General features: G+C 49.8%; 19 protein-coding genes and 1 pseudogene. All 20 read right to left on the reverse strand.

Annotated features, from left to right (window positions below):
• Positions 1 to 13: 13 nt before the first annotated feature.
• Positions 14 to 1,288 (reverse strand): histidinol dehydrogenase, encoded by a 1,275-nt coding sequence (gene hisD, locus BHE18_RS16900; protein WP_071619696.1) that lies wholly within the window; start codon positions 1,286 to 1,288, stop codon positions 14 to 16.
• Between the two features lie 218 nt (positions 1,289 to 1,506).
• A complete protein-coding gene (gene hisG / locus BHE18_RS16905; RefSeq protein ID WP_032086644.1) occupies positions 1,507 to 2,133 on the reverse strand; it encodes an ATP phosphoribosyltransferase in 627 nt (208 codons plus the stop codon).
• Positions 2,130 to 3,323, reverse strand: coding sequence for an ATP phosphoribosyltransferase regulatory subunit (locus BHE18_RS16910; protein WP_071619697.1), 1,194 nt, complete (start codon positions 3,321 to 3,323; stop codon positions 2,130 to 2,132). The genes hisG and BHE18_RS16910 overlap by 4 nt, the downstream gene beginning before the upstream one ends.
• Positions 3,324 to 3,782: 459 nt before the next feature.
• Positions 3,783 to 4,964: a MalY/PatB family protein gene (locus BHE18_RS16915; RefSeq protein WP_071619942.1), complete on the reverse strand. Its 1,182-nt coding sequence runs from the start codon at positions 4,962 to 4,964 to the stop codon at positions 3,783 to 3,785.
• A gap of 35 nt (positions 4,965 to 4,999) precedes the next feature.
• Positions 5,000 to 5,190 (reverse strand): annotated as a pseudogene (locus BHE18_RS23870) (hypothetical protein).
• Positions 5,191 to 5,289: 99 nt separating this feature from the next.
• Positions 5,290 to 5,829 (reverse strand): acyltransferase, encoded by a 540-nt coding sequence (locus BHE18_RS16920; protein WP_071619698.1) that lies wholly within the window; start codon positions 5,827 to 5,829, stop codon positions 5,290 to 5,292.
• Positions 5,826 to 6,476, reverse strand: coding sequence for a pyrophosphatase PpaX (gene ppaX / locus BHE18_RS16925; protein WP_071619699.1), 651 nt, complete (start codon positions 6,474 to 6,476; stop codon positions 5,826 to 5,828). The genes BHE18_RS16920 and ppaX overlap by 4 nt, the downstream gene beginning before the upstream one ends.
• The gene (locus BHE18_RS16930; RefSeq protein WP_071619700.1) at positions 6,448 to 7,413 is read right to left on the reverse strand and encodes a nucleoside recognition domain-containing protein; all 966 of its coding nucleotides are present in this window, start codon (positions 7,411 to 7,413) and stop codon (positions 6,448 to 6,450) included. Before BHE18_RS16930 ends, ppaX begins: the two co-directional genes overlap by 29 nt.
• Before the next feature lie 43 nt (positions 7,414 to 7,456).
• Positions 7,457 to 8,293, reverse strand: a complete 837-nt coding sequence (lgt, locus tag BHE18_RS16935) for a prolipoprotein diacylglyceryl transferase (protein WP_071619701.1) — start codon at positions 8,291 to 8,293, stop codon at positions 7,457 to 7,459.
• Between the two features lie 166 nt (positions 8,294 to 8,459).
• Positions 8,460 to 9,395: an HPr(Ser) kinase/phosphatase gene (gene hprK / locus BHE18_RS16940; protein WP_071619702.1), complete on the reverse strand. Its 936-nt coding sequence runs from the start codon at positions 9,393 to 9,395 to the stop codon at positions 8,460 to 8,462.
• A gap of 377 nt (positions 9,396 to 9,772) precedes the next feature.
• Entirely contained in the window at positions 9,773 to 10,423 is a 651-nt protein-coding gene (locus BHE18_RS16945; RefSeq protein WP_071619703.1) for a hypothetical protein, read from the reverse strand.
• A 102-nt stretch (positions 10,424 to 10,525) separates the two neighbouring features.
• Entirely contained in the window at positions 10,526 to 10,876 is a 351-nt protein-coding gene (locus BHE18_RS16950; RefSeq protein ID WP_071619704.1) for a phage holin family protein, read from the reverse strand.
• Complete coding sequence (locus BHE18_RS16955; protein WP_071619705.1) at positions 10,873 to 11,079, reverse strand: PspC domain-containing protein; 207 nt, start codon at positions 11,077 to 11,079, stop codon at positions 10,873 to 10,875. Before BHE18_RS16955 ends, BHE18_RS16950 begins: the two co-directional genes overlap by 4 nt.
• A 358-nt stretch (positions 11,080 to 11,437) precedes the next feature.
• Positions 11,438 to 12,556: a DUF4097 family beta strand repeat-containing protein gene (locus BHE18_RS16960; protein WP_071619706.1), complete on the reverse strand. Its 1,119-nt coding sequence runs from the start codon at positions 12,554 to 12,556 to the stop codon at positions 11,438 to 11,440.
• 183 nt (positions 12,557 to 12,739) lie between these two features.
• Positions 12,740 to 13,060 carry a DUF4870 domain-containing protein gene (locus BHE18_RS16965; RefSeq protein WP_328585898.1) on the reverse strand — a complete coding sequence of 107 codons (321 nt, stop codon included), beginning with the start codon at positions 13,058 to 13,060 and terminating at the stop codon, positions 12,740 to 12,742.
• Positions 13,061 to 13,444: 384 nt separating this feature from the next.
• Positions 13,445 to 16,318, reverse strand: coding sequence for an excinuclease ABC subunit UvrA (uvrA, locus tag BHE18_RS16970; protein ID WP_071619708.1), 2,874 nt, complete (start codon positions 16,316 to 16,318; stop codon positions 13,445 to 13,447).
• 7 nt (positions 16,319 to 16,325) lie between these two features.
• Positions 16,326 to 18,308 (reverse strand): excinuclease ABC subunit UvrB, encoded by a 1,983-nt coding sequence (uvrB, locus tag BHE18_RS16975; RefSeq protein ID WP_071619709.1) that lies wholly within the window; start codon positions 18,306 to 18,308, stop codon positions 16,326 to 16,328.
• An 875-nt stretch (positions 18,309 to 19,183) separates the two neighbouring features.
• Positions 19,184 to 19,414 carry a CsbA family protein gene (locus tag BHE18_RS16980; RefSeq protein ID WP_058299603.1) on the reverse strand — a complete coding sequence of 77 codons (231 nt, stop codon included), beginning with the start codon at positions 19,412 to 19,414 and terminating at the stop codon, positions 19,184 to 19,186.
• Between the two features lie 73 nt (positions 19,415 to 19,487).
• Positions 19,488 to 20,129 carry an HD domain-containing protein gene (locus BHE18_RS16985; RefSeq protein WP_071619710.1) on the reverse strand — a complete coding sequence of 214 codons (642 nt, stop codon included), beginning with the start codon at positions 20,127 to 20,129 and terminating at the stop codon, positions 19,488 to 19,490.
• 50 nt (positions 20,130 to 20,179) lie between these two features.
• A complete protein-coding gene (locus BHE18_RS16990; protein ID WP_071619711.1) occupies positions 20,180 to 20,950 on the reverse strand; it encodes an alpha/beta fold hydrolase in 771 nt (256 codons plus the stop codon).
• Positions 20,951 to 20,965 lie beyond the last annotated feature (15 nt).

The raw sequence follows: 20,965 nt of genomic DNA on the forward strand, positions 1-20,965 counted from the left end.
AATACCGGGGACTTCAGCCCCTCTTGTTGAATCGTATCTCGACTGCACGTGCGTGGGCTTCGAGTCCTTCGAGCCGCGCAAATGCCGCGATTTTATCTCCATTCTCCCTCAGCGCTTTTTCGCTGTAGGAGATGATGCTTGATTTTTTCATGAATTCATCGACGTTCAGGGGACTTGAGAATCGTGCCGTCCCGTTTGTCGGCAGAACGTGATTCGGCCCTGCAAAATAATCCCCGACAGGCTCCGAGCTGTACCGGCCCAGGAATATCGCGCCGGCGTGGCGGATGCCCGCCATCGTTTCAAACGGATCCGCCGTCAGGATTTCAAGATGCTCCGGTGCCAGATTGTTGACAAGATCCACGGCCTTCTCCAGATCCTGCGTGACATAGATGGCACCGTAGTCGCTGATTGACCTGCGGGCGATGTCTTCCCTTGGCAGCGTCGATAATTGACGCTCCACTTCCCTCGATACTTCTTCAGCCAGTTCTTCAGACGTCGTCACGAGGACTGCGGATGCGAGAGTATCATGCTCCGCCTGCGATAACAGATCAGCCGCTATTTCATCCCCATGCTGATTGCCGTCCGCGAGCACGACGATTTCACTCGGTCCCGCAATCATATCGATATCGACGTCTCCGAACACTTCCCGTTTGGCAAGCGCCACGAAGATGTTCCCCGGACCCGTGATTTTATCAACCGGTGAAATCGTCTCCGTCCCGTATGCGAGAGCGGCTACTGCCTGCGCCCCGCCGACTTTGTAGATCTCTTCCACTCCGGCGATTTTTGCCGCGACCAGGACACCGGCAGACAATTTGCCGTCTTTTCCGGGAGGCGAGACCATCGTGATCCGGCCGACCCCGGCGACTTTTGCCGGCAGCACGTTCATGAGCACGGATGAGGGATAAGCCGCTGTTCCGCCTGGCACATAGACCCCGACCGAATCAAGCGGGGTCAGCTTCTGGCCGAGCATCGTACCGTCCGGCCTGGTTGTGAACCAGGAGGACTGCTTCTGCTTTTCGTGGAAGTCGCGGATATTGTCCGCCGCTTCCTGGATCACCTTGATCATCCCGGTGTCCATTTCGGCAAACGCGTCTGCGATTTCCACTTCGGATACCTTGAGTTCTTCTATTAAAACTCCGTCAAACTTTTCCGTGAGCTCCCTCAGGGACGCATCCCCTTTTTCACGGACGGAGGCGATGATTTCTTTCACGGCCTTTCGCTGTTCTTCGGTTCCGCTGTCGACCGAGCGCTTAATCGACGCTTCTTCGACCTCTTTGATAATCTTCATGTATTCCACCAGCCTTTTTGATGAAGCTCTTTTCGCATATTTTGTTGCTATACAGACAAGAAAATACCGTACTTGGGTATTTTCAGATTGCCCGTCCGCCTCTAGTTTAAACTTGAGTTCGAAAAGAGCACGTCCACCAAAAGCTCAATTCAGGTTACAAGCCTATTTAGAAAAGCAACAATCTTTTAGAAAACAGCCTTGATTAAAAAAGTTCTCCCTCAACCTTCGATGATGCGTGTCAGCCTTGCCACCAAATCTTCTATTTTCTCATCCTTCATCCTGTAGCTGACCGGGTTCACGATCAGGCGAGAAGTGATATCCACAATTGTTTCGTATTCCACGAGTCCGTTTTCCTTCAGCGTCCTGCCGGTCGACACAATGTCCACGATCCTATCGGCGAGGCCGATGAGGGGGGCCAGTTCGATCGAGCCGTTGAGCTTGATGATCTCCACCTGCTCACCCTGCTCCCGGAAGTAGGAAGAGGCCACGTTCGGATACTTGGTCGCGATCTTCGGTGCCACATCGCTCATCTTCGTACCGGGCAGCCCGGCAACGGCGAGGTAGCAGCCGCTGATTTTAAGATCGAGCAGTTCGTACACGTCCCGCTCTTCTTCAAGCATCACGTCTTTTCCGGCGATCCCGAGATCCGCGACACCGTGCTCCACGTACGTCGGAACATCCATCGGCTTTGCGAGGATGAAGCGAAGATCTTCCTGCGGCACTTCGATGATCAGTTTTCTGGAGTCATCGAATTCCGGCGGCAGGTCGTAGTCCGCTTTTCGTAAAAGTTCGACCGCTTCTTCAAAAATCCTGCCTTTAGGCATCGCAATCGTCAAGCTGCTCATCGTTTCTCACCGCCATTTCCGTTCGAGTCACGGCCCACTACAAAATGTACATTGCTGAAGCCTTTCGTGAATTCATCGACGTCACCGACACCTTTCCAGTTCTGGAGGACGACTTCCTTCCCTTCATCCCTCAGCTCTGATGCGAGCGTGATCGCTTCTTTCCTGCGTTCGTCGCTGAACAGGACGCACTCCTGCTCGGAGGACGTCAATTCGACCTTCATCGCTTCAAGTACATAGTCAAGGCGCAGGCCGAATCCGGTCGCACCGGATGTCTTGCCGAATTTTTCAAGGAGCTTGTCGTATCTGCCTCCGTTGCCGATCGCAAATCCGACATGCTCGCCGTACACTTCGAACAGGATGCCGGAGTAGTAGCTCATATGGCTGACGAGGCTGAGGTCGAATTTGATGTACTGATCCACGCCGTAGTCTTTTAAGATGCTCCATAATTCCTTCAGCTGTTCAAGCGCATGGAGTCCTTTTTCACCTTCCAAAAGGGAATGGGCCTCGGCGAATACATTGTCGGATCCCCTCAGTTTCAGGAAGCTGAACAGCCGCTGCTTGTCGATGGAGGATAGGGTCAGCTCATTGACATGCTTGCGGTACCCCACATAATTTTTTTCATAAAGGAATCTTCTCAGCGTCTCGGCCCTTTCCTCGGTCCCGACGATCTGGGTGAAGAGTTCCTGTACAAAGCCGATATGGCCAATCGATATCTTGAAATTGTCGAGTCCCGCTTCCTTCAGGACGGACACCATCAGGGCAATGACTTCGGCGTCAGCGCTGACAGAGTCATCCCCGATGCATTCGATGCCGACCTGTTCGAATTCCGCCGGCCGTCCGCCTTCGCGCTGCTGTGCGCGGAAGACGCTGTTCGAATAGGCGAGCCTTAGCGGCGCCTGATCCTTGAGGAGTTTCGATGCTGCGATTCTGGCGATCGGAGCCGTCATATCCGGTCTGAGGACAAGCGTGTGGCCCTGCTGATCGAGCAGTTTGAACAGCTGCTGATCGAGGATTGCAGACGCTTCTCCCACCGTTTCGTAGTATTCAAGCGACGGCGTCTCGATGAATTTGTAGCCCCAACGCTTCATCGCACCTTCCATTTTCTTTTTCGTGCGGTCTTTTATTTCATATAAGTCAGGGAATGTGTCTCTCATTCCCAACGGCTTCTCAAACATGAATAGCTTCGTCATAAGAACCACCTTCGGCAAATTGAATATTGATTTATTTTCCCCTATGGAATGAGGATTACTAATAGTTGATTATTCGGAAATCCTTTAGTTCGCTAATGTGCTAATAAAATAAAGTTATAAGTAGTGTAGCTTTTCTTGTTTTATTCGTCAACCGTTAAAAGAGGATTTTGTCGATGTGGATGGAGATCGTGATGATGGGTTGCCGGGAAAATTCGACAAGAAGCACTTTTACAGGAAAATCGGCACAATAAGTTTCGGTGTGGAACAATAAACTTGATTTTGGCACAATAATTTGGAAACCGGCACAATTATGTTGATTTTGGCACAATCTCTTGCGGAAGCGCTCCGAATAAAGGGTCGGCGGAGGAATCAACATAGGTTTTTTCATAAAAAAAGGCAAAAATAGATTGTCACGATCCACTTTTGCCTTTTCCCTTATTCTTTCATTTTCAATCCTTGTTATTTCACAGCCTGCCTGTTCATCCGGTGTTCAAGGACGGCGTGGTTCATCCTTCGCAGTGCCGTGTCGATCCGTTCTTTCGGGCAGGCGATATTCATTCTTACAAACGAGCCGCCGCTTTCACCGAATTTGAAGCCTTCGTCGAATTTCACCTTGGCTTTTTCGAGGAAGAATGTGCAGAGCTCTTCTCCCTCCATACCCAGCCCTCTGCAGTCGATCCAGATCAGGTGGGTAGCCTGCGGTGTGATTGCCTTCATTTCAGGCAGATGCAGTTCCAGGTAATTGAAGACGTACTGCTTGTTGTCTTCGAGTACCATGAGAAGTTCATTCAGCCAAGGCTCTCCTTCTTCATAAGCGGCAATCGTCCCTTCGATCCCGAATACATTCGGTCTCATCAGGCCGAAGCCTGTGAGTTTTTCATTGTACTTTTCCCTGAGTTCTTCATTCGGGATCAGGAGTATCGATGTCTGGAGACCTGCTATATTGAATGTTTTACTCGGGGCAGCACAGAGGATGCTTTTCTCTTTTATGCTTTCATTTACGCTGAAGAGAGGTCTGTGTTCGTGGCCGCTGTAGACTAGGTCCCCATGCATTTCGTCAGAGATAATCCATAGATTGTGACGTTTGGCGATCTCTCCGATTCTATTTAATTCCTCTGGGGTCCACACTCTCCCGACCGGGTTGTGAGGGCTGCAGAGGATCAGAAGTTTGGTACAGGACCCGCGTGCCTTTTCTTCCAGATCGTCAAAGTCGATTGAATACTCACCGTCCCTGTAGATCAAAGTGTTTTTCAAGACGCTGCAGCCATGGTTCTCAATCGTGCTGTAGAAAGGATAATAGACCGGATCCTGGATGATGACCCCGTCACCCGGTTCGGTCAGCACGGACAGCAGTACGTTTATGCCAGGGATGATACCCGGGCTGAAGCAGATCCACTCTTTATCAATAGGCATGCCGAACCGTTTTTTCCACCATGAGATGATCGATTCGAAGTACCGTCCGCTGAAGGTCGTGTAACCGTATATTCCGTGCCTGGCTTTCTGGTTAAGTGCCTCTGCGATGGCCGGTGCCACCTGAAAGTCCATGTCGGCGATGCACATCGGAATGACGTCCTCTTCTTCAGGAAACGACCATTTGACCGAGTGTGTATTTGTTCTTTCGATGCAATCATTCCAATTCATGCCCTTTGCCCCCCTCATTTCTCTCTCCCCTTACTTTAAACCAGTTTAGGGGGAGGGGGAATAGCTAATTTTATGTAGTTGCCTGTTAACAATAACAACGCTATTGATTTCCGTGCAAGACTTCGCTTTCCGCGGGCAGCCCGAAAGCCTCCTCGTCACTTCGTTCCTGCGGGGTCTCACATAAGCTGCTTTTCCCGCAGGAGTCTTCGTCTTGCACTCCAATCAACCGCTGGATCCAGCTGAATCCCCCCAAGATCTGTTTTAGTTTCTTAAGTAAATAAAAAAAGCAAAGACAGATTCCGGGGAAATTGTCTTTGCCTTCAATCTATTTTTCTGTGTTATTTCCGTAGATTTCATCATCCTGCCAACGCTCTGCAAGTTGATCTTTGGTGTAGATGACACGCATCGGATTTCCTCCGACGAAGGCGCCGGGCGGGACGTCTTTGTGGACGAGGGTGCCGGCGGAGACGATGGCTCCGTCGCCGATTTTAACGCCTGGGAGGATTGTGGTGTTCGCTCCGATCATGACTTCGGAGCCGATTTGCACTTCGCCGAGGCGGTATTCTTTGATCAGATACTCGTGGGCAAGGATGGTCGTGTTGTAACCGATGACCGTGTTCCTTCCGACTGTGATTTTTTCCGGGAACATGACGTCGAGCATGACCATGAGGGCGAACGATGTCTGGTCGCCGATATTCATTCTTAGGAACGTCTTGTAGAGCCAGTTTTTCAACCCGAGAAACGGGGTGTATCGCGCCGCCTGGATGACGAGGAAGTTCTTGACGACTTTCAAAAACGGCACGGTTTTGTATACATGCCAAAGGGAATTGGCTCCCGTCACCGGATAGCGGGTCGTCCGTCTCATGCCGTCGGTACCCCGACCACCTTCAACAGGTCGGGCATCGTGTCGAGCATGAAGTCCGGTTCATACTGCATGAGATGATCGCGGCCTTTCGCGCTCCATGCGACTCCGGCAGAAAGGACGCCGGCATTTTTACCGGCCAGGATGTCATGGTGGTTGTCGCCGACCATGACTGCTTCCTCAGGGGACGAACCCAGTTCGAGGAGGGCTTTCTGGATCGGTTCCGGATGAGGCTTGGCGTTTTCCACTTCATCCAGGGTGATCACAACGTCGAAAAATTGACGCAGGTTCATCAAGTCGAGACCTTTCAGGACGACATCGCGCACTTTTGTCGAGACGATGGCAAGTTTGTATCCTTGCTTGTACAGGGCTTCGACCGTTTCGTACACTCCTTCGAACTCGGTTACAAGCTCGTCATGGTGTTCGTGATTGTAAGCGCGGTAGTGGGCGCACATTTCTTCTGCTTTATCGAGATCCAGGCCGCCGAAGGATTCCTCGAGCGGCGGGCCCATGAATGGGAGTACGTCCTGTTCGGCGTACTGTCCCGGATAATAGTGGTTCAACGTATGAAGGAAGGAAGAAATAATCAGATCATTTGTGTTGATCAGTGTTCCGTCCAGGTCAAATAATACTGTTGTAATTCTGCTCATAATGATTCTTCCTTTCTTTTTTTGCATCGGCGCGGTTCCAGAAAAACGCGACGATCATGGTCAGGACGATTGCTGTCACAAGACGGATGATCAGAAGCGGAAGGACCGGTATGCCGAGCGGGATGAAGATCAGCGTATCCTCGACGACTGCGTGGCAGGAAACGAGGAAGATGAAGGCGAGCGTGACATCCTTCTTGCTCACGCCGTCTTCTTTGACCGCCTGGATCATGACGCCTGCGCCGTAAGCGAGGCCGATGACGAGTCCGGCGACCATCGTCGTCGATGTATTCGCATTCATGCCGAGCGCACGCGTCGCAGGTGCAAGCCAGCGCGAGAAGACTTCCATCCAGCCGAGGTCTTTCATGATCTGGATGATGATCATGAGCGGGATGACGATCAGTGCGAGCTGAAGCACGCCGTAGCCTGCTTTTTCAAGTCCGAGGAGCAGGATTTCTCCCCAGCCATCGGGCTCTGCCTGCTGCGGGGGCATCATGCCATATTGGGCCATTTCGGAGCCGCCCTTCCATAACAGGTTGATGACGACCGCCGAAATGAGCGCGAGTCCTATCCGCACCGCGACGATCAGCCAGATCTTCACGCCGACTTTGGCGGCAACCGTCGACTCGATCAGCAGGTTATGTGAAAACGACAGCATGACGGCCACGATGAAGACTTCCTTGACGGTCAGGTCCAGGGAAAGGATCCCCGCGATTCCTGCGTACAGATTCAGGAAGTTTCCGAGGACAAGAGGAATGGCCGCGTCACCCGACAGGCCAAGCAGCTTCATGAACGGCGATATTTTTTCCATCACCCAGGGCAGGACAGGCGTATACTGCAGGACAAATACAATCAGCGTGATGGGGAAAATGACTTTTCCCAGGGACCAGGTTGTCTTTAAACCTGTCTGGCCGCCTTGCTTAATCGATGACATCCACATTCTCTCTTCTCCCCTTATCTATTTGTCTTTCTAACTGTTTTGATTACATATTCACTTCTTCGTTGCTTTTATCATTATAGGCATGGCGTGCCAGACCTGATTTTCTTCTGAAGATGATCAGCGCGGCAGCAACGACGATCAGAACAAGCGAGATGACCTGTGCGATCCGCAGAAATTCAGTCAGCATGAGGCTGTCCGTCCTCATTCCTTCCACGAAGAAACGGCCGATCGAGTACCAGATGACATAGGATAGGAACAATTCCCCGCGGCGGAGGTTCGCTTTTCTCCTTAAAATCAGGAGAAGGATGAAACCTGCGATGTTCCAGAGTGATTCATAGAGGAACGTCGGGTGATAGTAGGTCCCGTTTATGTACATCTGATCGATGATGAACCGGGGCAGATGCAGGTTCTCAAGGAATGAACGGGTCACTTCGCCGCCGTGGGCTTCCTGATTCATGAAGTTGCCCCAGCGGCCGATCGCCTGCCCGAGGATGATGCTCGGTGCTGCGATGTCAGTGAGTTTCCAAAAAGAGATGCCTTTTATTTTTGCAAAAACAAGGGCCGTGATCACGGAACCGATCAATGCTCCATGAATCGCGATGCCGCCGTTCCAGACTTTGATGATATCGCCCGGATTCTGCGAATAATAGTCCCATTCAAATGCGACGTAGTAGGCCCTTGCGGACAGGATGGCGATAGGGATCGCCCATACGAGTAAATCTACAAACGTATCAGGGTGAAGCCCCAGCCGCTTGCTTTCTGATATTGCCAGGTATAGTCCTAATGCTATTCCGAGTCCGATGATGACGCCGTACCAGTGTACCTGCAAGGGTCCGAGCTGGAAGGCAATCGGATCGATGGGTGTAATCGATTGGTCCATGATTTCGCTCCTTTAATTAGGCTCTTTTCGACATTAGAAAATACCGGAACTTGGGTATTACCGTGACTAGAATCATTTCGGAAAAGAGCTCGTATACTCACTTCAATAAGGTTCTAAATGTTGTACGAATGGCGGCAATCCTTTTAAAACAGCCTTTATGAATAAATTAGATGTCTTCGTTCACGCCGTCTTCAATGACTTCGGAGAGGCGGTTCGTGAATTGTTCGGCAGCGTTCACGCCCATCCGCTTCAGGCGGAAGTTCATCGCGGCCACTTCGATGATGACGGCCAGGTTCCGGCCGGGACGGACAGGGACCGTATATTTCGTGATATCGGTGTCGATGATTTTCATCTTTTCTTCCTCGAGGCCGAGACGGTCATACTGCTTCTTCTGATCCCAGAGTTCAAGGTTGATGCAGAGGGTGATGCGCTTGTAATTGCGCACGGCACCGGCACCAAAGAGGGTCATGACATTGATGATCCCGAGACCGCGGATTTCGAGAAGATGCTCGATCAGGTCCGGGGAAGTCCCGATCAGGGTATCGGTATCTTCCTGGCGGATCTCGACGCAGTCATCTGCGACAAGGCGGTGTCCGCGCTTGACGAGTTCAAGGGCGGTTTCACTTTTCCCGACACCGCTCTTGCCGGTGATCAGCACACCGACTCCGTAAATGTCCACCAGTACGCCGTGTACAGCGGTCGTCGGAGCAAGCTTACTTTCCAGGTAGTTGGTCAATCTGGAGGAAAAACGGGTCGTCTTCATATCCGAACGCATCACCGGGACGTCCGTGCGGTTTGCCGCTTCCACCAGTTCATCCGGGATTTCCAGGTCGCGGGAGATGATGATGCCCGGCGTGATATCCGTGCACAGCGCCTCCATGCGCCGCTTGCGCTCTGTTTCGTCGAGCAGCTCGAGGAATGAAAGCTCGGTTTTCCCGAGCAGCTGGATCCGCTCTGCGGGGTAATAGTTGAAGTAGCCGGCCATTTCAAGCCCGGGGCGCGAGATATCGCTTGTGGTGATCGGTCTATGTAATCCGTCTTCTCCGCCCACGAGCTCCAGGTTGAATTTTTCCAGTATGTCTTTTGTTCGAACTTTTGCCAAAGCAAGCTCCTCCTTTTATTCTCTATGTCAATTGTTCGTTCTTCGAATCTTTTTTTGTGCTCTTTCCTATTTTAGCAATTATGAGGAAAAGCGCAAGCGCGTCGGTTGTTATGGAATTGGCCACGTTCTAACTAAGAAAAACGGTTTGAATACCGCAGTTGATTTCCGTGGAAGACTCCGCTTTCCGCGGGCGGACGGTGAGCCTCCTCGTCGCTGCGCTCCTGCGGGGTCTCACCTGTCTCGCTTTTCCCGCAGGAGTCTGCGCCTTCCACTCCAATCAACTGCTGGATAGTACTTTAATTTGCACGGATGGCGATTCTCCATAACAATGACGTGCAGTTGGAGGAGATGAGAAAGCAAAAAACACAGCCCTTGGGCTATGTTTTTTTTATGAATGATTCGATTAGGTTCATGATGGTTCTGTGGGTGTCGATGGATTCCAGCACCCGGAAATCTTGTTCGAGGCTGTGGTTGGCTCCTGGGATTAGGTGGAGCTGGAGGTCTTGGTTTTTGTTTAGTTCGTTGAAGCGTTCCTGAATGTAGTGATGATCACGGTCGCCGATGAAGCAGATGGCTTTTTGGCGGCTGTTCATCATGGAGCCGTGGACGGCTTGTTCGTTCAGTAGCGGGGTGAGCCAGATCGCTCGGGCGTCTTTGAATGCCGGGCGCTGGAGTTCGGCGCTCATCGGGATGGTTCCGATTGATTTTGCCACCAGGAAATGGGAACCGTATGTGCTGGATTCGAGTACGGTATCGATGACTTTTTTAGAGTCACTGAGGAGCATTTCATCAAATTCCTGGTCGGTCAGATCCTTCACCTCCTCCGAATTGTATTCATAATTTATCTGCATCACGTCCCATTCTTCATTCAGGAACATTCCGGTCGGGTAGTGCAGGAGCGGACCCATGACGGTGTAGCCCATTCCCGGAAAGAAAATGGCGAGCCCTTTTGGATTGTCCGAATTACTTAATAATCGATATGGGACTTGGACTTTCATCCCTTTTATACTTGTTGATGTTACGTTCATGCAGATCCCCCCTCATCTTTCCAACTATTTCTAGTAATCGAAGGGGAAATCCTCTTTTCTTCCATAAAAAAAACCCCGGCCGCTGACGACCGGAGTCCATTCCTACTTTTTAGGTTCAAACACAGCTTTTTGAATGACTAAATTGGCAAGGGAGAGGATGATTGATGCCAGGAAGGCCATGCCGAATCCTGATAGTTCAAAGGCATCCCCCATGATTCCGTCTGTCAGCAGCAGGGTGACCGCGTTAATGACGAACAGGAACAACCCGAGCGTCAGGATGGTCACCGGCAGTGTCAAGAGGATCAGAAGCGGACGGATCAATACATTCAGGATCGATAAGACGATGCTTGCTATGACAGCCGCCCCGAAACCTGAAACATTGAACCCGTCAAAGAATCCTGCCAATGCGATAAAAATCACTGCGTTGATCAAAATACCAACTATCCATCTCATTCTCTGATGGCTTCCTCCTCATTCGGCAGCACAAAGGCCAATAAACCGTATACGACGACCAGCGGAAAGAATCCCGTCGGAATCAATAAAATAATGAATATCACCCGAAGGATCGTCGCTTCGATTCCCGTGAACCGGGATAAGCCGCCGATCACGCCGGCGAACTTGCGATTGGACCTTGAGCGTGCTAATTGTTTTTTCATACAGAACACTTCCTTCTCATCTTATGCGTTGTCCTTCTTAACATTCTTCTCCGCGTCCTATTTTATGAGGGAGAAACGGATGTTTTTGCGCATGGATGATGTTTAAACATTTTTATCAAGACCGTTCCTTTTCGCTTCAGGCACTTGCTTTCCGCGGGGAGGAAGTCGAGCCTCCTCAGAGCTGCGCTCTTGCGGGGTCTCGACTTTTCCTCTATCTCCCGTCGGAGTCAAGTGCCTTCCGCTCCAATCCACTCTGTGGTGGAATTGATAGATTTTTTGAATCATACAAGAGGACAACCCTTCATATTTTCTTTATTCCCTTCGAGCGGGAGCTTAAAACAGGTGGATGTGTCCTTTATCAGATGGTATCCGTTTTCCTGTCTTCTGCCTTTTTAATAAGGACAGAACCGGTCTTTGTTTCTGCAAAGAGGTGGAGCTTATCTTCTGAATCCGTTTTGCGGTTGAATTTGATTTGCTTCTGGACGACATCATTTTTCTCTTCGACGACATCGATTCCTTCGAGCTCAATCTTGAAGCTTCCAAGATTGGATTTTGCTTCGCCGGCGATGTTGATGGATCCCGGCACGTAAAGGTCGACATTGCCAGTCACGGTTTTGGCGTGGACGGTATCTGCTTTTGAACCTGTAAGTGCACAGATGATGTTGCCGTTCAGCGACTGGGCATCTGTATAGTGGATATCACCTTCGACCTGGACCTTGCCGTTGATCGATTCCGCTTCGACTTTTTCAGCTTTCGCATTCAGAATCGTGATGGCTCCGTTCGACGTTTCGACTTCTGCTCTTTTACTTGTCAGATTGTCGATGTTGATTTTTCCATTTGCCGATTTGGCCCGGAAGTCCTCTGCCTCGATATGTTCAGCTTTCAGTCCGCCGTTGAACAGTCTCACGGATACTTTTTCATACTGATGCTTCGGGATATAAAGTTTCGAGTCGACTTTCATCCATTTCGTCTGGGTTGCAAAGTAGAGCGTATCCCTGTCGACGGCAAAAGAGATGTTCTCCATGAACTGCCTCCGCGCTTCTTCACGGTCCTCGGTGCGGTAAACCTTCGCCTGGCACTCGACGCGTACCTCTTCCCCGTCCCATGGGATCAGTTCCACTTTTCCGTTTGCGACATCCACATCGACTTTCTTGAATGATGTGTCCGGCTGCTGGAAGACGTGGGACACTTCGACCGACTGATTCCATTGGAAATCGAAGTCGAAGTTTTTGATTTTGGAAAAGGCGGTGTTCATGAAATCGAGGATTTTGTCCTTTGTTTTATCCGTCTTGTAGCCATTGCTGGTGTCGCTCTTTTTATCATCAAAAATGGATACGAACTCATCCAGGAAGTCCTTTTCTTTTTCCTTTGCCGGTTCTGTCTTCTTGTCGAGCGCTTCTAACAGGGTCAATGCTTCCTGTGCCGTGAGTGTCCCTTTTTCCACCATATCGAGAATCCGTTTGCGTTCTTCATTCATGTTTCTTCATCCCCTTATCATTGAATTCATTACAAAAGGCTGTTTACTGACAAAATGTTGTTTTTCGGACAGCATGCAACGTTCTAACGAAGTGAGTACACGTGCTCTTTTCGAACCCGAAGCAAAATGAAGTGTAGTTTTTATTCCGGTATTTTCTCAAGTAACAAATTTGAGAAAAGAGCCTTACAGAAGTACTTTGATTCCTTTGTACACATTCCAAATGACGATGACAATATTGATTATGATGAACAGGCCGATCATCAGGAGGAAAAAGACCGGAATTCCGGAGCCTGTGGCAAAAATGCCTATGTCTAAAAACAAGCCTGCAAATAACAGGGGTATTGCGATGATCGGTATGATGTGAGAAATCAAGGCCGACTTGGCATCCTTTTTCACATGCGGGTTGTCTGTTACGAAATAGACGATGATCGGAAAAATAAATCCTGCAAAAAATATACTGAAATAGCAAAGCGCTGATAAAATCTTGTTGGTCTCCACTTTCATCATCTCCTTTACTATTATCTACGATACGTTTTAAAAAAGGTTTCATTCTTATGGAATTCCTCTTATGATCATTTTCTCACGGGACATTCTTTTTACGGCTCCATCTTAGGTCTGAGTTTTGATGGGTATCGGGAGGTATTTTTGTGGCACCTTTATTCATTCACCTTTGAACAACGCTATTGATTTCCGTGCAAAACTCCGCTTTCCGCGGGTAGCTCGTGAGCCTCCTCAGAGCTGCGCTCCTGCGGGGTCTCACATTAGCTACTCTTCCCGCAGGAGTCTGCGTCTTGCACTCCAATCAACCGCTGGAGTTCGGTAACTCCATCAAAACCTTTCGTAAAAAAAGAGAGCAGGATTTCTCCTAACTCTCATTTTTCTCATACTTTAACTTGTGACTTCTTCTTTTTCGCGGATTTTCTTTTTCATTCGTTCGCGGTCGCGGTCGAGGATCGGTTTCAGGTATTTGCCTGTGTAGGATCCCTTGGCTTCTGCGACTTTCTCGGGGGTTCCGCTGGCGATGATGGTTCCGCCTTTGTCTCCGCCTTCAGGTCCGAGGTCGACGATATAGTCGGCCGCTTTGATGACGTCGAGGTTGTGCTCGATGACGAGCACGGTATCGCCGTTATCGACAAGGCGCTGAAGGACGGTGAGGAGACGCGAAATATCATCGACATGGAGACCCGTTGTCGGTTCGTCCAGGATATACAGTGAGCGGCCCGTTGAACGGCGGTGCAGCTCGGATGCCAGTTTGACACGCTGCGCCTCCCCGCCGGAAAGCGTGGTCGCCGGCTGGCCGAGCTTGATGTAGCCGAGTCCCACATCCTCGATCGTCTGAAGCTTGCGATTGATTTTCGGGATGTTCTCAAAGAACTTCACGGCATCTTCCACCGTCATCCCGAGGACGTCTGCAATATTCTTATCTTTATATTTCACTTCGAGTGTTTCACGGTTGTATCTCTTTCCATGACAGACTTCACATGGGACATATACATCCGGAAGGAAGTGCATTTCGATCTTGATGATTCCGTCTCCGCGGCACGCTTCACATCTTCCGCCTTTTACGTTGAAGCTAAAGCGACCTTTTTTGTATCCGCGCACCTTCGCTTCATTGGTTGTCGCGAATACATCGCGGATATCATCGAATACGCCGGTGTACGTTGCCGGGTTTGACCTCGGCGTCCGGCCGATCGGCGACTGGTCGATATCGATGACTTTATCGAGATGATCGACCCCCTTCACTTCCTTATGCTCCCCAGGCTTGGTTTTGGCATTGTGCAGTTTTTGGGCCAGGGATTTATGAAGGATTTCATTGATCAGCGTACTTTTACCGGAACCGGAAACACCGGTTACCGCCGTGAAGACACCAAGCGGAAACTTCGCTTTCACATTGCTCAGGTTGTTCTCTTTTGCTCCGACAATTTCGAGATATCGCCCGTCAGGCTTTCGTCTCTCCTGCGGGAGCGGGATGAATTTCTTCCCGGATAGATACTGTCCGGTCAATGAACTCTTGTCATTCATGACTTCATCCGGAGTCCCAGCCGCGATGACTTCACCGCCGTGCACGCCTGCACCCGGACCGATATCGATCAGATAATCGGCTGCGAGCATCGTATCCTCATCATGCTCGACGACAATCAGCGTATTGCCGATGTCACGCATATTCTTGAGTGTATCGATCAAGCGCTCGTTATCACGCTGATGAAGTCCAATCGATGGTTCATCGAGGATATATAAGACTCCCGTCAATTGTGAACCGATTTGGGTTGCCAGACGGATCCGCTGTGCTTCCCCTCCGGAAAGTGTCCCGGCTGCCCGGCTCAACGTCAGATAGTCCAGACCGACATTCACAAGGAAACCGAGACGTTCGCGGATCTCCCTGAGGATCAGCCTGGCAATCTTCATATCTTTTTCCGACAGCTCGAGCTTAGAGAAGAAATGATCTGCTTCCTCGATCGAGAAGGCAGTGACTTCCCCGATGTGGAGGGAGTCCACTTTTACGGCGAGACTCTCTTCTTTCAGCCGGTGGCCGTCACATGCAGGACAGTCCTGCTGCGCCATGTATTTTTCCATTTGCTCCCGGATGTAGTCCGAGCTTGTTTCACGGTAGCGCCGCTCGATGTTTTTCATGACCCCTTCGAAGCGGAGATAATTCTCGCGCACCTGTCCGAAGTCGTTTTCATAACGGAAATAGATTTCATCCCTGCCCGACCCCTTCAGGATCTTATCCATTTTATCTTTCGGGATATCCTTGACCGGCACATCCATCGGGATGCTGTAGTGATCGCAGACCGCCTTCAAGAGGGATGGATAGTATTGTGAACTCGTCGGCTCCCACGGGGCGATCGCGTGCTCGTTCAATGTTCGGTCCCAGTTCGGGATGACAAGGTCCTTGTCCACTTCAAGCTTCGTTCCAAGTCCGTCACAGCTCGGGCATGCCCCGAATGGACTGTTGAAAGAGAACATCCTCGGCTCAAGCTCCGTGATCGAGAACCCGCAGTAAGGGCAGGCATGATGCTCGCTGAACAGGAGCTCTTCCTCTCCGATCACATCGATGACGACCTGTCCTTCAGCAAGACGGAGGGCCGTTTCCAATGAATCCGACAGACGCGCAGACACGCTGTCTTTTACGACGATACGGTCGATGATGACCTCGATCGTGTGCTTCTTATTTTTTTCAAGCTTGATCTCTTCCCCGAGATCCACGACCTCACCGTTCACGCGGACACGGACGAATCCCTGCTTCTTGATGTCTTCAAGCGTCTTGACATGGGTCCCTTTCCGCCCGGACACCACAGGTGCAAGAACCTGAAGCTTCGTACGCTCGGGATATTCAAGGATCCGATCGACCATCTGCTCGATCGTCTGGGATGAGATTTCGATGCCGTGATTCGGGCAGATCGGTTTTCCGACACGGGCAAACAGCAGACGGAGATAGTCATAGATTTCAGTGACCGTCCCGACTGTCGACCTTGGGTTCTTGCTTGTCGTCTTCTGGTCAATCGAAATCGCCGGTGACAGTCCTTCGATGGAATCGACATCCGGTTTGTCCATCTGTCCCAGGAATTGACGGGCATACGCTGACAGGGACTCGACATAGCGCCGCTGCCCTTCAGCATAGATCGTGTCGAATGCCAGTGATGATTTTCCCGATCCGGACAGGCCGGTCAGGACGACCAGCTTATCCCTCGGAATTTTGATATCTATATTTTTTAAGTTATGAGCTCTGGCTCCTTGTACGATAATTTGGTCTTTGGCCATTCCTGTTTCACCCTTCCGCCTTTAGCTCAAGAATGGTGTCGCGAAGCTGGGCTGCCCGTTCAAAGTCGAGCGCCTTGGCCGCTTCTTTCATTTCCACTTCCAAGCTAGCAATAAGTTTTTGTCGCTCCGGTTTGGACATTTTCGATACGTTTGTCTCTTTCCCCTCATAAACCCCTGCTTCTTCAGCAGCATGGGTCGCACGGATGACATCCCTGATTTCTTTTTGGATTGTCGTCGGCGTGACGCCATGCTTTTCGTTATATTCAATCTGGATTTCACGGCGTCGTTTCGTTTCATCGATCGCCTTCTGCATGGAATCCGTCATCTTATCGGCATACATGATGACTTTACCGTTCGAGTTACGCGCAGCACGTCCGATCGTCTGGATGAGGGAACGCTCGGACCTGAGGAATCCTTCTTTATCCGCATCGAGGATCGTTACGAGCGATACCTCAGGGATATCCAGTCCTTCACGGAGCAGGTTGATTCCCACAAGGACATCATATTTTCCAAGACGCAGGTCACGGATGATTTCGATCCGTTCGAGCGTCTTGATTTCCGAGTGCAGATATTGCACTTTGATGCCGATTTCTTTTAAATAAGCAGAAAGATCCTCTGACATTTTCTTTGTCAGTGTCGTCACGAGGACGCGCTCATTTTTCTCGATCCGCTCATTGATTTCACCGAGAAGGTCATCGATCTGTCCTTCGATCGGACGCACTTCGATAACCGGATCAAGCAGACCTGTCGGACGGATGATCTGTTCCACCATTTCAGGGCTGTGTTCAAGTTCATATGGCCCCGGCGTTGCGGAAACATAAAGGAGCTGCTGGACCTTTTCTTCGAATTCCTCGAACCTGAGCGGTCTATTATCCATCGCTGAAGGCAGACGGAAACCGTGGTCGACAAGCACTTTCTTCCGTGCCTGGTCCCCGTTGAACATCCCCCTGATCTGAGGCAGAGTCACGTGGGACTCATCCACCACAATCATGAAATCATCCGGAAAATAATCCAGGAGCGTATAAGGTGTGGAACCCGGCGGCCTCAATGTAAGGTGGCGGGAATAGTTCTCGATTCCCGAACAGAAGCCCATTTCCCTCATCATTTCAAGGTCATAGCGGGTCCGCTGTTCGAGGCGCTGTGCTTCGAGGAGCTTCCCGTCTTCTTTCATGATCGCCAGCTGTTCTTCCAGTTCTTTCTCGATATTTTTGATCGCGACCTGCATCTTTTCTTCGCGGGTTACGAAGTGGGATGCCGGGAAGATAGCGACGTGATCACGGTCTCCCATGATTTCGCCTGTCAGGGCATCGACTTCGCGGATCCGGTCGATCTCATCCCCGAAGAACTCCACACGCATGCAGTGTTCATCACGCGATGCCGGGAAGATTTCCACAACATCCCCGCGTACGCGGAATGTCCCGCGCTTGAAATCGATGTCGTTGCGTTCGTATTGGATATCCACAAGCTTGCGTAGAAGCTGATTCCGCTCGATTTCCATCCCTGTCCTGAGGGACAGGACAAGCTCACGGTATTCTTCCGGGTTACCGAGCCCGTATATGCATGAAACGGAAGCGATGATGATGACATCCCTCCGCTCGAATAAAGCGGATGTCGCCGAGTGGCGGAGCTTATCGATTTCATCATTGATGCTTGCGTCTTTTTCTATAAATGTATCGGTCTGGGGAACATACGCCTCAGGCTGATAATAATCGTAGTAGCTGACGAAATACTCGACAGCATTATCCGGGAAAAACTCTTTAAATTCGCTGTAAAGCTGACCGGCAAGTGTTTTATTGTGGGCAATAATCAATGTCGGTTTCTCCACTTTTTGAATTACGTTGGAAACGGTAAAGGTCTTACCGGTACCTGTCGCCCCGAGAAGCGTCTGATGACGTTTCCCTTCATTAACGCCTTGAACCAATCTGTCGATTGCCTTCGGTTGATCGCCTTCCGGCTTGTATTTGGACTTTAATTGAAATTGTTCCTTCACCGTGAAACCTCCTGTACTAAAGAATCCGTACCTTGTTATTTACCTATTTATTCACAAATTAAACACAGTCCATTCATCTATACACATTCTACCACATATCGCAGGGAAATAACCAATAAAAAGCGAACAAAAGTTCGTTTATTTCGTCCCAGGGATCCTTGCTTTGTTTTGCAAGGAAAAGAGCGTTGTGGAGGATTTGGGGATAACTGTGGAATGTTGATTATTCGATTTTTTACGTCTTCGGATATGATTTCATGCCGGCGGGAGTGGATGCAGATCAATTTATACGGGGATAATCCCAATTAATTTTCGGAGGGGGATTGTTTAGAGGCGAAAAGCATAAAATGGATGGGCCTTGAATCCGGAATCTTCGAATTTCAGGTTGAAATCTTTTAATTTTGAGCCTTAATCTTTCAATATTAACCATTATTCTTCGAATTCCGCCCCATAATCTTTTAATTTCCAAGATAATTCCGTCAAATAGAAATAAATTCCAAAAACCACGACCTTCTCCCGCATGACCCCCAATACCAATACCGAACTGGCTGCTTTAATAGGAGTCTGCGGATGATCACGGTTAATGGTGCCCCAATCCAAATAAATGTACCGGAAATCATTTTTATGTGCAGATTTGGTCGATGATAAGCTAAAACAATACACACAACCTGTTAATAACTATGTGTATAAATTACCAATTATTGTGGAAAACGACAATTCTTATCCACATTTCTGATCGTAACCTGTGAATAATGTGTATGAATCCGGATTCATAGTGTGAATAAATTCAGAACAATCTAGTTTATTCACAATACTCTGCCAGTTATCCACAATCCGTATAAAAAGAAAAACCCGGGCACTGTTTTGGTCCACAGTGCTCAGGTTTTTTGTTTCGCTTTGTTCATCATACGATTGCTGTACCAGAATCCGACGGTGAGGGATGCTGCGTCGACGACGATCAGTCCCCAGGAGTCGGTATATCCTTTTGATACGGATGCAGCGATCAGGGCTACGGTAAGTATGAGTCCGACGTAGTGATTGTAGGTGACTCTGGCGAACAGAATCACGAGCAATCCCGGCAAAAAGATACCCAGTATGATTTTAGACACGGTCCACTCTCCTCAAATGACGGGAATAACCATATTTTAACGAATAACTTCGCCCGATGAAAGGTTTTTCTCGTTATTCGTCCGCGGAGTGGATCAACCGCTCCGTCCGTTCTTTCAATTCACTGTGGGGGATGAATTTTTCCGAGAGCATGTCGGGGAGGATGTAGTCGAGGAAATATTGGACGCACCCGAGCTCCCTGAATTTCATGATGGTCGACAGGGCTCCCTCATAAATCTCCATGAATAACGGGTCCGGATTGCCCTTCTGGATTTCGCCGAATGATTCATAAAGAAGATCGATTTTATCGGCGACCGACAGGATCTGGCCTTCGAGTGATGCATCCTTCCCTTCCTTGAACCGTTCCCTGTAGACGTCCTGGAACTGCGGCGGGATTTCGGTGTTGATGAATTTTTTGACCATCTGATCTTCCACCTGGCTGAACAGTTCGCGGAGTTCTGCCGATGCATATTTCACCGGTGTTTTGATGTCGCCCGTGAACAACTCGGCATAGTCATGGTTCAGCGATTTTTCGTAAAGGGCCTTCCAGTCGACCTCTTGTCCATTCTGTTCCTCCACGGTCCCGAGGAATTGTGAGATCTTGGTCACCTTGAAGGAGTGGCTGGCCACATTATGTTCGTGATATTTGAACCTCCCCGGACAGCGCACGAGCGTCTCAAGGTCGGACAGGCTTTTGAAATAGTGATGGATTCCCATTGTATTCTCCTCTCTCTTATATCGTTCCGGGATGTACCCTTACCCTTATTTTATTTAAAAGAAACCAGCCCTTCCACTTCCCCGGCCAGGATGGCATTGAGTGCATCGTGATGGAGGGTCGGGATCTGGTGGGATGCCCCGGGTATGATGTAGACTTTCTTCGGGTGACAGTCTTTGTAGCACTCCATTTGATCGTTGACCCAGTCCGATTTCTCTCCGTATATGAGCAGAAGCGGCACCTTGCAGCGGTTCATTTTTTCAATGCCGTCATAATTCAGTGACTGCTTGTAAAAATGGTACCAGACTTCCGGATTCGCCTTATTCATGTGAAGGACGAGTTCTTTGCGTTCCGACTTATCTTTCGTATGGGCCTTTGAGATGATCTTGGCGAGCCGTACCGGATGATGACGGACCATCTTCATCCCGATGAGGTGCATCATTTTCAGCTTATTGTGGACAACCCTGGGGTAAGCCCCGATCAGGATCATGGCGCTTACTCTTTCATTATATGCCGCGGCGAATTCTTGTGCGATCACACCTCCGGCTGAATATCCGAGGAGTACACATGTGGATAACTGTAAATGATCAAGAAGGAAAAGAAGTTCATCCACAAAGGAATCAAGGCTAATGAACGGCTTCAGAGTCGGAGAATCTCCGTGTCCCGATAAATCCGGGATGATCAGCCGGAAATGACTGGCAAGGGAGTGCTGTTTTGAAAATACGGCCCTCCCCATTCCAGGGGGATGAATGAATAGCAGCGGAGTCCCTTTTCCGATATCGTCATAAAATAGGGTGGACCCCTGATAAGGTACGCTTGGCATATATAAAAACCTCCC

This window comes from Rossellomorea aquimaris (genome assembly GCF_001877785.1).
Classification (GTDB): domain Bacteria; phylum Bacillota; class Bacilli; order Bacillales; family Bacillaceae_B; genus Rossellomorea; species Rossellomorea aquimaris_A.